The 13,123-nt window shown below is 33.2% G+C and carries 13 protein-coding genes and 1 pseudogene; 12 read left to right on the top strand and 2 right to left on the bottom strand.

What is annotated here, in order from left to right:
- From AVFI_RS20325 to AVFI_RS20275, 11 genes are all read left to right on the top strand, one after another.
- Positions 1 to 1,218 carry an AAA family ATPase gene (locus AVFI_RS20325; RefSeq protein ID WP_012535058.1) on the top strand — a complete coding sequence of 406 codons (1,218 nt, stop codon included), beginning with the start codon at positions 1 to 3 and terminating at the stop codon, positions 1,216 to 1,218.
- Between the two features lie 2 nt (positions 1,219 to 1,220).
- On the top strand, positions 1,221 to 2,507 hold the full coding sequence (locus AVFI_RS20320; protein ID WP_005422088.1) for a CpaF family protein: 1,287 nt from the start codon (positions 1,221 to 1,223) through the stop codon (positions 2,505 to 2,507).
- Positions 2,504 to 3,427: a type II secretion system F family protein gene (locus tag AVFI_RS20315; protein ID WP_012535359.1), complete on the top strand. Its 924-nt coding sequence runs from the start codon at positions 2,504 to 2,506 to the stop codon at positions 3,425 to 3,427. Before AVFI_RS20320 ends, AVFI_RS20315 begins: the two co-directional genes overlap by 4 nt.
- On the top strand, positions 3,427 to 4,308 hold the full coding sequence (locus tag AVFI_RS20310; RefSeq protein WP_054775484.1) for a type II secretion system F family protein: 882 nt from the start codon (positions 3,427 to 3,429) through the stop codon (positions 4,306 to 4,308). The genes AVFI_RS20315 and AVFI_RS20310 overlap by 1 nt, the downstream gene beginning before the upstream one ends.
- The gene (locus tag AVFI_RS20305; RefSeq protein ID WP_005422096.1) at positions 4,298 to 5,041 is read left to right on the top strand and encodes a tetratricopeptide repeat protein; all 744 of its coding nucleotides are present in this window, start codon (positions 4,298 to 4,300) and stop codon (positions 5,039 to 5,041) included. Before AVFI_RS20310 ends, AVFI_RS20305 begins: the two co-directional genes overlap by 11 nt.
- 4 nt (positions 5,042 to 5,045) lie before the next feature.
- Positions 5,046 to 5,534, top strand: a complete 489-nt coding sequence (locus AVFI_RS20300; RefSeq protein ID WP_054775485.1) for a TadE/TadG family type IV pilus assembly protein — start codon at positions 5,046 to 5,048, stop codon at positions 5,532 to 5,534.
- A complete protein-coding gene (gene tadF, locus AVFI_RS20295; RefSeq protein ID WP_054775486.1) occupies positions 5,518 to 6,057 on the top strand; it encodes a tight adherence pilus pseudopilin TadF in 540 nt (179 codons plus the stop codon). The genes AVFI_RS20300 and tadF overlap by 17 nt, the downstream gene beginning before the upstream one ends.
- Before the next feature lies 1 nt (position 6,058).
- Positions 6,059 to 7,330: a TadE/TadG family type IV pilus assembly protein gene (locus tag AVFI_RS20290; RefSeq protein WP_188863512.1), complete on the top strand. Its 1,272-nt coding sequence runs from the start codon at positions 6,059 to 6,061 to the stop codon at positions 7,328 to 7,330.
- 39 nt (positions 7,331 to 7,369) lie between these two features.
- Positions 7,370 to 8,065, top strand: a complete 696-nt coding sequence (locus AVFI_RS20285; protein ID WP_199414893.1) for an OmpA family protein — start codon at positions 7,370 to 7,372, stop codon at positions 8,063 to 8,065.
- Between the two features lie 120 nt (positions 8,066 to 8,185).
- On the top strand, positions 8,186 to 8,821 hold the full coding sequence (locus AVFI_RS20280; protein ID WP_236783558.1) for a winged helix-turn-helix domain-containing protein: 636 nt from the start codon (positions 8,186 to 8,188) through the stop codon (positions 8,819 to 8,821).
- Between the two features lie 156 nt (positions 8,822 to 8,977).
- Complete coding sequence (locus AVFI_RS20275; RefSeq protein WP_236782070.1) at positions 8,978 to 9,238, top strand: hypothetical protein; 261 nt, start codon at positions 8,978 to 8,980, stop codon at positions 9,236 to 9,238.
- Here AVFI_RS20275 and AVFI_RS20270 read toward each other — a convergent pair.
- Positions 9,231 to 11,441: a hybrid sensor histidine kinase/response regulator gene (locus AVFI_RS20270; RefSeq protein WP_188863511.1), complete on the bottom strand. Its 2,211-nt coding sequence runs from the start codon at positions 11,439 to 11,441 to the stop codon at positions 9,231 to 9,233. The genes AVFI_RS20275 and AVFI_RS20270 overlap by 8 nt on opposite strands.
- Before the next feature lie 18 nt (positions 11,442 to 11,459).
- The gene (locus AVFI_RS20265) at positions 11,460 to 11,708 is read right to left on the bottom strand and encodes a hypothetical protein (RefSeq protein ID WP_236782071.1); all 249 of its coding nucleotides are present in this window, start codon (positions 11,706 to 11,708) and stop codon (positions 11,460 to 11,462) included.
- Positions 11,709 to 12,242: 534 nt separating this feature from the next.
- Here AVFI_RS20265 and AVFI_RS20260 point away from each other — a divergent pair.
- Positions 12,243 to 13,098, top strand: a pseudogene (locus tag AVFI_RS20260) (MIP/aquaporin family protein).
- The last annotated feature ends 25 nt before the right edge of the window (positions 13,099 to 13,123 follow it).

The following is a 13,123-nucleotide window of genomic DNA, read 5'->3' as shown; positions in this document are numbered from 1 at the left end:
ATGTTTGATTTATCAAACTCAATGAATCTGCCTGTGAATAAAAAGCAAAATTTAGAGCTTGTTCTTTTTCACCAAACAGATGAATACCGACAATTAATAGAAGAAGTTTTCCGTTTTGAAGGGGTATCGGAGCCTCTTGTATTAGATAATAACGAAGAAGTCGTTGCACAGCACGCTAGAAAGTACCCAAATCATATCATTATGATTGAACTTAATAATAGCCATCATGTAGTGAATGATATTGAGCGTATTAGCCATCTTTTACCTAATAATGCACCAGTTATCGTGTTAGGAAAAGAGAATTCAATATCTGTTATCCGTGCATTAAAAGACATGGGCTATTACTATTTATTTTGTCCTGCAACTAAAACTGAACTCTTTGATTTTGTAAGTGAAATCAATGAGAAGAACATGAAGAAAGAGTTAGGAAGTACGACAAGAAAAGCAAAGAAAATTGCTGTGCTAGGTGCTAAAGGTGGAGTTGGAACTTCGTTTATTGCAGCAGAGCTTAGTAAAGAATTATCTGGTAGCCGCAATAGTTCGTGTGTTGTTGTTGATCATAATATTCGAGGCGGCAACTTAGATATTATGCTTGGTATGAAACACTTTAAAAGACGAAAGCTAACCCAAGGTATGCTTCTTTCTAATTTGGATGTTGATTACGCTACCAATATGGTCACTAAGTTGAATGATATGCTTTCATTACTCTCAATTGAATCTGACAGTTTTTCAATTGAAGAAATGAAAGAATACATCAGTGTACTGACTTCGCAACTTGCGCTTCAAGCTAATTTTATCATTGAAGACCTTTCTGGTTCGGCGAGCGAGAAACTCAGTTATCTAACTAAATCAGCTGATGTTGATGCTGTGGTTCTTGTTGCGGATCAAACGGTATCGAGTTTACGAGAAGCCGCTTTAGTCGTTAATACAATTAAAGAAAAGAACCTTCCAATCCGCGTGATTGTGGTTGTTAATCATACTAAACCTGAAAAATACTCAACAATAGAGTCACAAGAAGTAGAAAAGTATATTAATAAAAATATAGATGTGATTTGTCCATTTGAACCTAAGTTAGGTACGTATTTATTACATAGAGACAGTATTTATACAAAAGATATAGAAATTGCTCAAAGTTTAAATCGTATTACTGCTTTATTGCTTGGTGAAGAAGAAATCAAGAGATCAAGTTTACTTAAGCGTTTAATTAAAAGGTTATAAATATGGACCAAAATAAATCAATTTATATCGAAATTCGAGCTCAAATTTTTGATGTATTAGATGCAGAAACGGTTAATTCATTAAGTAAAGAGCAGCTACATAATCAATTAAGTAATGCGATAGATCTGTTAATTGAACGCCATGAATGGCCAGTAAGTACAATTGTACGAGCTGAATACGTAACAAGTCTAGTAAATGAATTGCAAGGTCTTGGACCTCTTCAGGTATTAATGGAAGATGAATCTATTAGTGACATTATGATTAATGGACACGATAAGATTTTTATCGAACGAGGAGGTTTAGTTGAAGTCGCACCGGTCAGCTTCATTGATGAAGAACAATTACTGCATATTGCTAAGCGTGTTGCTTCTCAAGTTGGACGACGTGTTGATGATTCATCGCCAACTTGTGATGCGCGTTTAGCTGATGGTAGTCGTGTAAATATTGTTATCCCACCAATTGCGATTGATGGAACTTCTATGTCTATACGTAAATTTAAAAAAGACAGTATAGGATTAGAGAAATTAACTGAATTTGGTGCGTTGAGTCCAGAAATGGCGCAGTTATTAATGATCGCATCACGTTGTCGTTTGAATATTTTAATATCGGGTGGTACGGGTTCTGGTAAGACGACAATGCTTAATGCGTTATCGCAATATATTTCAGAAAAAGAGCGTATCGTAACAATAGAAGATGCAGCTGAACTGAAATTACTTCAACCGCATGTAGTGAGATTAGAAACTCGAAATTCAGGTATTGAAGGTAATGGTGCAATTACTCAGCAAGACCTTGTTATTAATGCCTTACGTATGCGTCCTGACCGAATAATTGTTGGTGAGTGTCGTGGTGGCGAAGCTTTTCAAATGCTTCAAGCAATGAATACCGGTCATGATGGTTCAATGTCAACGCTCCATGCGAATACACCGCGTGATGCAATGGCTCGTGTAGAGGCAATGGTGATGATGGCAAGTAACAATTTACCATTAGAAGCCATTCGTCGAACCATCGTGAGCGCCGTTGATATCGTAATTCAAATCAGCCGATTACATGATGGAAGCCGTAAAGTAATGAGCATTACAGAAGTTATCGGTCTTGAAGGTAATAACGTTGTATTAGAAGAACTCTATAAATTTGAATCAACAGGTCAGAATACTCCTGAAGGTAAAATTATAGGTAATTACTCTACAACTGGTTTAATGCAACGATCTGTGCTGGTTGAAAAAGCTCGATTCTTTGGGTTAGAGCAACAATTGAAAGCAGTATTTAATAAATTTGATGAGGCGATATGATTTATTTTATTGCATTAGCTATTGGTATTTTGCTTATTTTTTATTTGTTAATGCCTCAGAGCAAAAAACATCATGAATATTTAAAAGGTAGTAATTTTTCAAGTTCTGATTTATCAAATGACGAAGATAAGCAGGCAGTAAAATTAGAATCATTGTCTGATGAAACATTAAAACAAGCATTGCTTCGTTTTTTTAATAATACTTATCAACAAATTGATTCTCTAGCGAACATTAAAATACCAGTTTATTGTGCATTTTTAATTGTTCTTGGGATATATATAAATAAAAGTTTTCTTCAGGCTAATCCAATAATTATTGTTACAATTACAGAGATTATCGGTTTGATTTTTGGTGTTGTATGGCTAAGAAAACGAGAAAAAAATCGATTTGAAGAATCATTTCCTGATGCATTAAATATGATGTCCAGTGCGGTGAGTGCTGGTGAAGGCATTATGCAGGCCGTGGTGTTTGTTGGTCGCTCGTTAGATGGAAAGGTTGGGAAAGAATTCAAAAGAATGGGGGAGCAGCTACAACTGGGAGAGTCTCCAGATACTGTTTTTCGAAAGTCTTGTGAACGATTCCCATATCCATCATTTCAATTTTTTATTATTACCTTGCGAACCAGTATGCAACGTGGCGGACAGTTAAAAGAGGTGATGAAACGCTTAAATAGATTGATGTTCGGTGCAAGAGCTATTGAAAAGAAAAAACTAGCGCTAACTTCTGAGGCTAGAGCATCAGCAAAAATAGTCGCAGCAATTCCGTTTATTTTCTTGTTTATGTTGCAATACCTCAGTCCAGAAAACTATGAATTTGTGATGTTTAATCCTGCGGGAAGACCAATATTGTATTATGTGTTAATCAGTGAAAGTATTGGAATACTCATTATATGGTTATTAATGAGAGGAGTTCGCGCATAATGAATTCACAAACAATATTATTTATTGAGTTAGTTTCAATATTTACCGGTATCTCTTTATTTTTATGGCTGTTAGTCCAAGTATTATTACAGCGTAAATTATTAGGTAAATATTTAGCAAAGCATAAAGAATTTAATAAAGATGATAATGTATTTGATAAAGTAGAGCGATTTTTACCTAGTGTTGCTTCGAATGATGCGGACAGTATTGAACGGAAGTTCTATTCTGCGGGGTTATATGAATCAAAATACGCTCATTTATATATGCCAGTTAAATATTTATCTGCAGCTATTGGCTCGGGGATAATTTATTTATTACTAGGTAACGATTCCTCAATGACAACACAAGTTGCATTAATGTGTATTTGGTTAGTTGTGTGTATTTCTATTCCTGATGCCATATTAAGTTCAAGAAAAAAAGCATTGGAAGAAAAACTGTCTGGCCAATTACCGTATTTATTAGATTTGCTAGCAATGTGTGTACATACCGGAATGACGATCGAATCATCATTAAGCTACCTTGCTAAAGAAATGCAAGGGTTTGATAAAGACTTAGCTCATATGATTGCAAGAACGAATGATAGAGCCAATATTGTTGGGTTAGAGCCAGCTCTAGATGAACTTTATGTACGGGTGCCGACTAACGAAATGCGAAGTTTTGTTATGACGTTAAAACAAAGCTTACATTATGGTAGTTCGATATATGAAATATTAAATACATTAGCTGCTGATATTCGTAGTGTTCGCTTACTTTCATTAGAAGAAAAAGTGGGGAAACTCGCGGCTAAAATGTCGGTACCACTTATTTTATTTATCATGATCCCCGTCGTGATATTAATTGCTGCTCCAGGAGTAATGAGGATGATGACAGGTGTATATTAAAAAAATAGTAATAGGCTTACTTTTTGTTACGTTAGTTGGGTGTTCATCTAGTCCTGATACTGAAGAGACAAAAGAGAAAATTCTTATTAAAACAAACAATTATTCAGATTTAATTATTTTTTATAAGAACCAGTTAAAAGTATCAGAAGACCCCTATACTCGTGAAAAACTGGCACAAGCCTATTTAGATTCTGGAGACCCTGATTCAGCTCTTTTTGCTATCCAATATCTTAATGAGGATGACGATTCTAGAAGTATTTCTTCATTTTTAATTGAAGCAAATGCGCAATTAGAATGTGGGATGCTAGAGCCGGCTTTAGATACAGTAAATCGTGTATATAAATTAAATGAGGATAACCCTGAAATTGAAAATTTATTAGGTGTTATTTATGCGAGTAAGCGTGATTTAGATAAGTCTCGTCATTATTTTAATTTAGCAAGAAAGCATTTATACAGTGATATTACGATAAAAAATAATTTGGCTATTTTAAATATTATTGAAGGCAAATATGACCAAGCGGTTAAATTATTATTACCAATATATATGAGTAATAAAAATGATGCCTTAGTACAAGCTAATTTAATGTTAGCAATGGCCAAAGCAGGTGATTTAGAGTTTATGGAAAAAGTATTGTCGCCGCAATTCAGTAAACAAGAAATTGAAAGGCGCTACTCAATTCTTAAAAATACTGAATCACATCGTGATGATACAAACCTGTTTGGAGCGGATTAACATCATGAAGATTAAAAAGAATAGGGGTGTAGCCAGTATTGAATTCGCAATGGGATTCATGATCTTTTGGTTGATTTGTATGGCTTGGGTTGAAATGAGTTATATGTCATATGTATCAGCAATAAGCGATCTCATTATTTCTGAATCAGCCCGAGAATCCAAAACAGAAGACTCGGATTATTTGCAGGCATTTACTGATGCCGTAAATGAGAATCAATCGATATGGGGTAATGTGGTTGACCCAAGTAAATTTACGATGTCGATACAATATTTAAAGAGTGTAAATGAATTAGGTTCATTGGTTGAGCCATGTGTCGTTCCCGATAGTGAAAGCACTGCTGAATGTGGCTCATCATATAATAGTGCGATTGCTGTTTATCGAATTGATTATCGTTTTTCACCCATTTTTACTTATTTTATGGGATTTGAAGGCATTTTCAGCCGAGAAGATATTGTAATTCAGGAGTACGAACGTGATGCCTTTAGAGTCTAAACAGCGTGGAAACTTTACCGTTGAGTTCGCAATGGTAGGGTTAGGTCTTAGTTTAATTTTTATATTTAGTGCTGATGTAATAATAAAGCTATCAATAAAAGGTAAGTTAGATCGACTCTCTTACTCCCTTGTTAATGTTTTAAAAGAACGTACACAGTTATATGACGAAGACTATCTAATAACAAACAGTGAAAGTAGTGAAATATTTAATATTGCACAAAACTCACTGCGCCGCACATTGGGAAGCTATGAAGATGCTCGTTTTGGTGCCGTTATTGAAGAGTTAACTTTTCGTGATATTGGTGCACCGAATACACCCGTTACGTATAACTATGGCTCTTTTTCCTGTCCTTTATCTAAAAGGATCGGTGAGCTTGACTATTTATCAGTGGTTACCACATGGGAAAGGCAAGCAACGTTATACCGTGTCACCTTATGTTATCAAACAGACAATATGTTTGGTTCAGTTGTTGGTGAGTCATACACAGATGTCATTTCATCGTCAGTGATGATTGGGAGGTAGTATGAGAAATTTAAGAAAGCATCAGCAAGGTCACGCTGCCATTTTATTTGCAATGATGATACCTGCGTTGTTTGGAATATTTGCTTTAGCTAGCGATGGAGCTAGAGCTATTCAAACTAAAGCAAGAATAGAAGACGCAAGTGAGGTGGCAGCTCTTGCCATTTCTGCTCACAATGACCCTGCTCAGCCTGATGATGGTACTTATACTCCAAGCACTAGAAATAGACAAATAGTCGTGGATTATGTGAATGCTTACATTAGTGATATTGATGCTGTTACAGATATTAAAGTGGCAAAAAGACGTTGTGAATTAATTTCTGACTGCGTAGCTGGTTTATATAAAGGGGATGCGCGTTATTTAGAGCATGAGATTGATGTAACAACAAGACAAAACTCATGGTTTCCTGGTAATGAAGCTATAGAAGGGATGGGAGAGACGTTTTCAACACGTGGCAAGTCCTTGGCTAGTAAATATCAAAGTGAGGCCGTTGATGTGATGTTCGCTGCCGATTTTTCCGGTTCAATGCTAGATACTTGGAGTGGTAGCTCTAATCCTAAATATATTGATCTAATTGAGATCATTAGAAATATTTCTGTTGAATTGCAGAAGTTTAATGATTTACCAGAGAACCGCGATAAAAGCACGATGGGAATATCGGCATTTAGCACCTTTACCAATTCATTCACATCGGATACCGGTATTCAGTGCTCTTTATCTCAAGGTGTTAACAGCAGAAATGAACCTGGGAATAGGTCTCGACCAGTTAAAGCAGTAAATACGGTTGCTAACATTTGGAATCAAAAAACAGAAGATTATTGCAAATCGGGTGCCTATGCTGGTTTTCATGATGTCAATTTAACTTTAAATTTTAATTATTTAAATGGTCAAATAGGTAGCTTTTATGCTGGCGGAGGAACGGCGTCTTACCAAGCACTAATTCGTGGAGCGCAATTATTAATAAAAGGAAACAATTCACGTCGTTTATTAATCGTGTTATCCGATGGTATGGATAATGATACTAAGTTAGCTGATGGGTTAGTTAGCGAAGGTATGTGTCGTGATATTCAGAGTGGTTTGGAATCGGATCGTACACCTGATAGGAGACCAATAGCGGCGAAAATGGCGGTGATTGGCTTTGATTATAATCCTTTTGCAAATAAGGCGCTTAAAGATTGTGTTGGAGAAAAGAATGTATATAAAGCAGAAGATGCTGATGAGGTCGAAGACATAATTCTAGAGTTAATAAACGAAGAAATTGGCCATTTAAAATAATAATTTGACGTGTAAGACGTTTAAAGTAGAGAGTAAAAAATGTATAAAATTTTAATTATAGTTGCTGCTGTTTTAGGGTTATCTTTTAATGCTAATGCTAATGCTAATGCTAATGCTAATGCTAATGCTAATGCTAATGCTAATGAGAAAGTGGAAGATATAAAAAAATCAGAGCAATCAGTTTTAATTTATTGTGGTTCTGCAAACAAAGAGTACCAAAAAGAAGTGAATGTGGCTGAAGGAAAAAGACTTTCGCTTAACGAAGGTGGTTTTTATCAAATTCAGCATCTTGAACCAATTGAACCTAAAGGTGCATTTGTTAATCGTGAGCTTGATAGCATTGATGTTGAATCAACGTGTTCTGAATTTTTAATCAGTAATACATCTGATGCATTAGTAAATAAAAATGCAGTATTAGCTCGTGTCTATTTTAATTTTGATAAATCAACATTAACTAAGCGCTCAGAGTATGTGCTTGATAAGCTTTACTCGAAAATGGGCGAGAAGGACATTAAATTGAAAGTTGAAGGTCATACTGATTCAAAAGGCAGCACTACCTATAACTACGACCTGGGTTTAAAAAGAGCGAATATTGTGTATCAATACTTAGTCCAACAAGGAGCTGAACCTAATCAGTTTTCTGTGGTTACTAAAGGTGAGCGAGAGCCTATTAAAACAAATAAAACTGCAAATGGACGAGAGAAGAACCGACGAGTAGAAATTGAGAAAATTTAATTAATTTAAATTTGATTTTTTGGCTCAGAATAGAGTAATAATGAAATTTTAGAATGTAATATTCTATAGTTTTATTGTTGCTCTATTCTGTTTTGTTTTATCTAAAATTAATAGTTTGTTGTGAATAATATAGATGTGCATGTAAACAAGAAAGAGAGATTGCTGACAGATAACATGAGTTTGAATGTGTATTTAACTAAATATGAATTCAAGCTCTTTATTTGTTTATTAGAGTTGCCAGGAGTAAATCAAGCAAATGATGATTTAATAAGTAGAATATGGAATGATGATAAAAAAGACAACTCAAACTTAATACAATTAATATCTAAGACAAGGCGACATTTAAAGCAATTGGAACATGTATTTAAAATAAAATCACAAAGAGGAGAAGGCTACTCAATAGAAATTAATCAAAATTATACATTTGTAGATAACTGGTTTAAATCTAGTGAAATAAAATCAGAAAAAGAGGTCAATACCTTTATATTCGACTTCAATGATAAAGTGTTTAATAAAGAAATTGTTTTATTATTACTAATTTCAGTAATGATTTCTATTTATTTAGTAAATAGAACTGTGTTTTTCCCTAATTTTAAAACAATGAATGATAATTTTGTTAAGTTAAGTTGCTCTGATGATAATATTATATTATCAACAACTAAATTGGATTGTTCAACGATTAAGGATAATTTTTCAAAGAGTAAGAGCTATGTACTATCTACTTTTGATGAAAAAGTTGTTTATACAGAAAAGTGAAATGGTTAATAATTCTCTTATATTAACCATTTTTTTTATTGCTGGATTATTCCTAATAACAAAAGAGGTTAAAGAAAACTATGTAGGTACATTAACTGAATTGTCTGGAGATAAATGTAAATATAGGGTTACTATTATTGATTATAAAAAATCATCGTGAATAAAGCAACCTATGGTTTGAACGATTTTTCAAGTCATATGTGCTTATTTTCTTTAAATCATATAAAAGATAATAAGTATGTTTTGTTAAGTTCAGAATTATATTCAAATGAATCAAATTTTTTAACTTGTGATGGTTTTTTTAGTAATTTGTCAATGATTGCATTTTATCAAGATGATAATGGACTATTTTTAGAAAATAATAATACTTATTTATTTTTAAACAAAATAAAAATAGGCTCAAGTGAGCCTATTTAAAAAATTTTGTTATTATTGAATCTAATTCTTTATTTTCAATTGGTTTTGCAAGATAACCGTCACAATGTTTTTTAATCTCAAGCTCTTCATGAACCATACCATGCGCCGTAATTGCTATGACAGGTATATGATGTGTTCGTTCTGATGACTTGATGTGTTTGGTCAGTTCTATGCCATCCATAATTGGCATTTTGATATCAGTAAAAATAATATCAGGTAAATCTGTTGCTGATTCAAGTTTCTCTAGCATGTCTTGACCATGTATTGCCTCGATGATTTCAAATCCATAATCTTCAACTTTCTTTTTTAGTACTTCGCGGTTGAACTCAATATCATCAATAATTGCAATTCTTTTTGTTCCTGTAAACTTAGTCACATTTCGACGCATTGTATGGTATTGTTCGGTCAATTTAGATTTTATTATTTCAACATCTTTTAATTTAATACAAATAGATGTTCCTATTCCAACCTTGCTTTTAATTGAAATGTTGCCATTCATATCTTCTATGATTTTCTTTGTGATAAACAAGCCAAGGCCAGTACCATATTCTCTATCTTTATCATAGAGTTGCTCAAATGGATTAAATATACGGTCTAAATCTTTTTCTTCAATACCTCGTCCATTATCTGTAAATACCATGATAAGATCGGTTGTTGTGGGTGTTGAGTTTTCATACTTAACATCAATATCTATTTTCCCTCCGTCTTCAGTAAACTTGATGGCATTACTTAAGATATTCATTATTATCTTGTTTATATATTTTTTATCTATATTTAAATGATGAAATTCCGTTTTTTTGTATTGAATTTGGATGTTCTTTGATTTTGATTGAAATTGTGTAATATCAATAATATCCGAAATGATATTATCAATCGAGTTTGGTTTATTATGAGCAATGATTTTGTCGGCTTCAATTTTACTTAAATCTAGAATGTCATTTACCATTTCTAATAAACCTTGTCCTGCTTTATTTAATGTCTCTAATGTTTTCTTTTTCTCACTATTTTCTTCTTTTTCAATAAGATATAAACTTAGACCTAATATAGCATTTAATGGGGTTCTTAATTCATGAGAAATATTAGCTATGAATTTTGATTTGTTAATATTGGCTTTTTCGGCTTGTTCTTTAGATTGTAAAAGTAATTTTGTTCTTTCCGTTATCTTACTTTCTAAATTATTAACTAAAATTGAGATATCTTGTGCCATTAAAGATACATTTCTTGCTAATGTTCCTAGCTCATCTTTTCTATATAGTAAAGGGTTATTATATTCATAATTGCCTCTTTGGATTTCTTTTATCCATTCGTTAAATAATATTAATGGACCTTTCACATAATAGGTGATTAAAATTGATGTTATAAGGGTGAATAAGGTAACTAATATTATAGTATTAAATAACTTATTGCTAAAAAGGATGTAGTTGTCATCAATTTTATTGGTAAGGTCTTGGTCATAATTAACAGAGAGCTTTTTCTTTATAAGAGTCACTATGCTCCATGGGAGGTCTTTTACTGGTTGAATTGCAATGATATGATCTTCACCGTTTATTTTTATTTCTGAATCCCATGTTTCTTTTCTTTCAATTTTTCGCATTGCAATCATTAAATCATATGAAATTTCATCCAGCTTTGTTATATCTTTAAGTTTTTGTTTATATAGAGATAAATAATTTTTACTATCTAAGTTATCAGTGACAACATTCATGTCCTTATCAATAATAATAGTAACAAAATCTGAGTAATAATTTTTGTTTTTTAATGTGTTTAGAAGTTGGGTTACATCCGTCTGAAATATTAAATAGGTGCTTTCATTTATTTTATATTGTTGAGTCGTGTATGTTTCTTCTTTGTTAAACTTTATTTTAGTGTCGCTAATGACGACACTTGTTGAGTATTTCCTAAGTTCTGCTACAGCAGTGTCTAAAATATCTCTAGATTTTATTGAGCTAATGTTTTTGATTAATTCTACATATCGATTAGATATGTTTTTTATCTCAATCATTTTACGGTTTAATGAATTGCTTATGTCAAATGAGTAACGTAATGCACTTTCATGCAAGTATTTATTTTCAGCATTTGCAGCAATTGTTTTTATTTCTTCTTGGTTTGAAGTAATTATCTTATATGAAGTAAAAGAAATAAAGACCGAATAGGCAATTATGCTACCAGCAAGAGCAACAAAGAATTTGTTTTTCAAAAGCATTAGTTGTCTTTTCCTTTGTTAATTATGGTATAGGGTAATATTTTTCTTTACTGTATTTTTTAAGGTTTTTATTGAAAAAGGCTTCTCTAGTATTGTTTGCTTAGGAAAATTATATTGTTTCATTTCTAATAATTTTTCGAATGATCCCATTAAGATGACATTTTGAGCTGCGGTGAATGGATTGAAAGACTTCTCACTGAGGAGTTCCATTTTATCTTCGATAGTGTACTTTTCACTGTCTAAATCATAAACAACGAGATCTGGCACTGGGATCTTAATGCATATCTTTTTCTGTGAGTTTATGAAAATTTGAGACTGTCATTGTCTTTGTCTCATGTACATCATTTAATTCACTCAGTACTTTATTTGCTACATCTTTGATAAGAAAGTAATTACTTACTATTAATATGTTCATAACTATGGCTCAAAAAATGATGGATTTCAGTTCACCATACTAATAGTTATTTAGATTTGTATTGATAGCATATTCAACTTAGCCTTTTAAATTTCTGCCTAAAGATCATTTATCTTGTTTTTCTCCTTTCGATAACGAATGTATAACTTTCGTTTTTTATGGTGATATTTCAAGCAATCTTGCTGCGCAAGTTGGTCAGACCTGTTCGTTTGCTTGTTTTATGCTTTAGATCTTCTTTTTAGAATTCTGACACGTGCTTTCTGTGCTCGAACGCTCATTTTGATTGTGTTGATATTTTAAATATTAATAATAAGAGTACATTTCTTGGTGCTTAACGTGAATGCTGTACCTACATATAACGAATAAAACGCATAAAGGAATCAATCATGAGACAAAACAAACAACATACCTTGTTTGGTGAATGCCTTGCAGAGTTCATTGGAACAGGGTTACTGATCTTTTTTGGGGTTGGCTGTGTTGCCGCTTTAGTGTTAACTGGAGCTGAATTTGGTCAATGGGAAGTCAGTATTATATGGGGCTTTGGTGTTGCTATCGCTATTTATTGTACTGCTGGGGTATCAGGTGCTCATATCAACCCAGCAGTTACTATTGCACTTGCTTGCTTTTCATGGTTTTGATAAAGCGAAAGTGCTTCCTTATATCGTCTCACAAATGCTTGGTGCTTTTTGCTCAGCAGCATTAGTTTACTCTCTATACAGTAATTTATTTGCGGATTATGAAATCGCAAATGGTTTCCTAAGAAGCAGTGAAGCCGCATTATCCACTGCAGGTATCTTCTCAACTTATCCTCATCCCTCTTTGTCGATACTTGGTGCTTTTGCTGTTGAATTTGTAATTACTGCTGTGCTTATGTTTGGAATTTTGGCACTAGGAGATGAGCATAATGGTGCTTCTCGTGGACCAATGAACCCATTACTTATTGGTATTTTAATCGCTGTTATTGGTGGTTCGCTTGGGCCGCTAACTGGTTTTGCAATGAACCCTGCTCGTGATTTCGGACCAAAATTATTTGCATATCTAGCTGGATGGGATTATGCCTTAACTGGAGCGAAAGAAATTCCGTACTTTATTATTCCAATCTTAGCTCCTATTGCTGGTGCATGTTTTGGTGGTTGGGCATACCCAAAAATGATTGGTGCTTATCTACCTACGGCAGGGCAAGGTTGTACGATTCCGAATCAATGTGATAAAGATGAAGATAATAAAACTGCTGAAGCATAATTATTAGAATAAGTAATATCTAACA

Source organism: Aliivibrio fischeri ATCC 7744 = JCM 18803 = DSM 507, assembly GCF_023983475.1.
In the GTDB taxonomy this organism is placed as follows: Bacteria; Pseudomonadota; Gammaproteobacteria; order Enterobacterales; family Vibrionaceae; genus Aliivibrio; species Aliivibrio fischeri.
The sequence above is the reverse complement of the archived record's forward strand: the minus strand, read 5'-3'. Positions and strand labels throughout refer to the sequence as shown.

Bases quoted from the DNA above. Each gene is read 5' to 3' on its own strand.
- AVFI_RS20325 (WP_012535058.1), top strand. From the start codon at position 1: ATGTTTGATTTATCAAACTCAATGAATCTGCCTGTGAATAAAAAGCAA.
- AVFI_RS20320 (WP_005422088.1), top strand. From the start codon at position 1,221: ATGGACCAAAATAAATCAATTTATATCGAAATTCGAGCTCAAATTTTT.
- AVFI_RS20315 (WP_012535359.1), top strand. From the start codon at position 2,504: ATGATTTATTTTATTGCATTAGCTATTGGTATTTTGCTTATTTTTTAT.
- AVFI_RS20310 (WP_054775484.1), top strand. From the start codon at position 3,427: ATGAATTCACAAACAATATTATTTATTGAGTTAGTTTCAATATTTACC.
- AVFI_RS20300 (WP_054775485.1), top strand. From the start codon at position 5,046: ATGAAGATTAAAAAGAATAGGGGTGTAGCCAGTATTGAATTCGCAATG.
- tadF (WP_054775486.1), top strand. From the start codon at position 5,518: ATGCCTTTAGAGTCTAAACAGCGTGGAAACTTTACCGTTGAGTTCGCA.
- AVFI_RS20290 (WP_188863512.1), top strand. From the start codon at position 6,059: ATGAGAAATTTAAGAAAGCATCAGCAAGGTCACGCTGCCATTTTATTT.
- AVFI_RS20285 (WP_199414893.1), top strand. From the start codon at position 7,370: ATGTATAAAATTTTAATTATAGTTGCTGCTGTTTTAGGGTTATCTTTT.
- AVFI_RS20270 (WP_188863511.1), bottom strand. From the start codon at position 11,441: ATGCTTTTGAAAAACAAATTCTTTGTTGCTCTTGCTGGTAGCATAATT.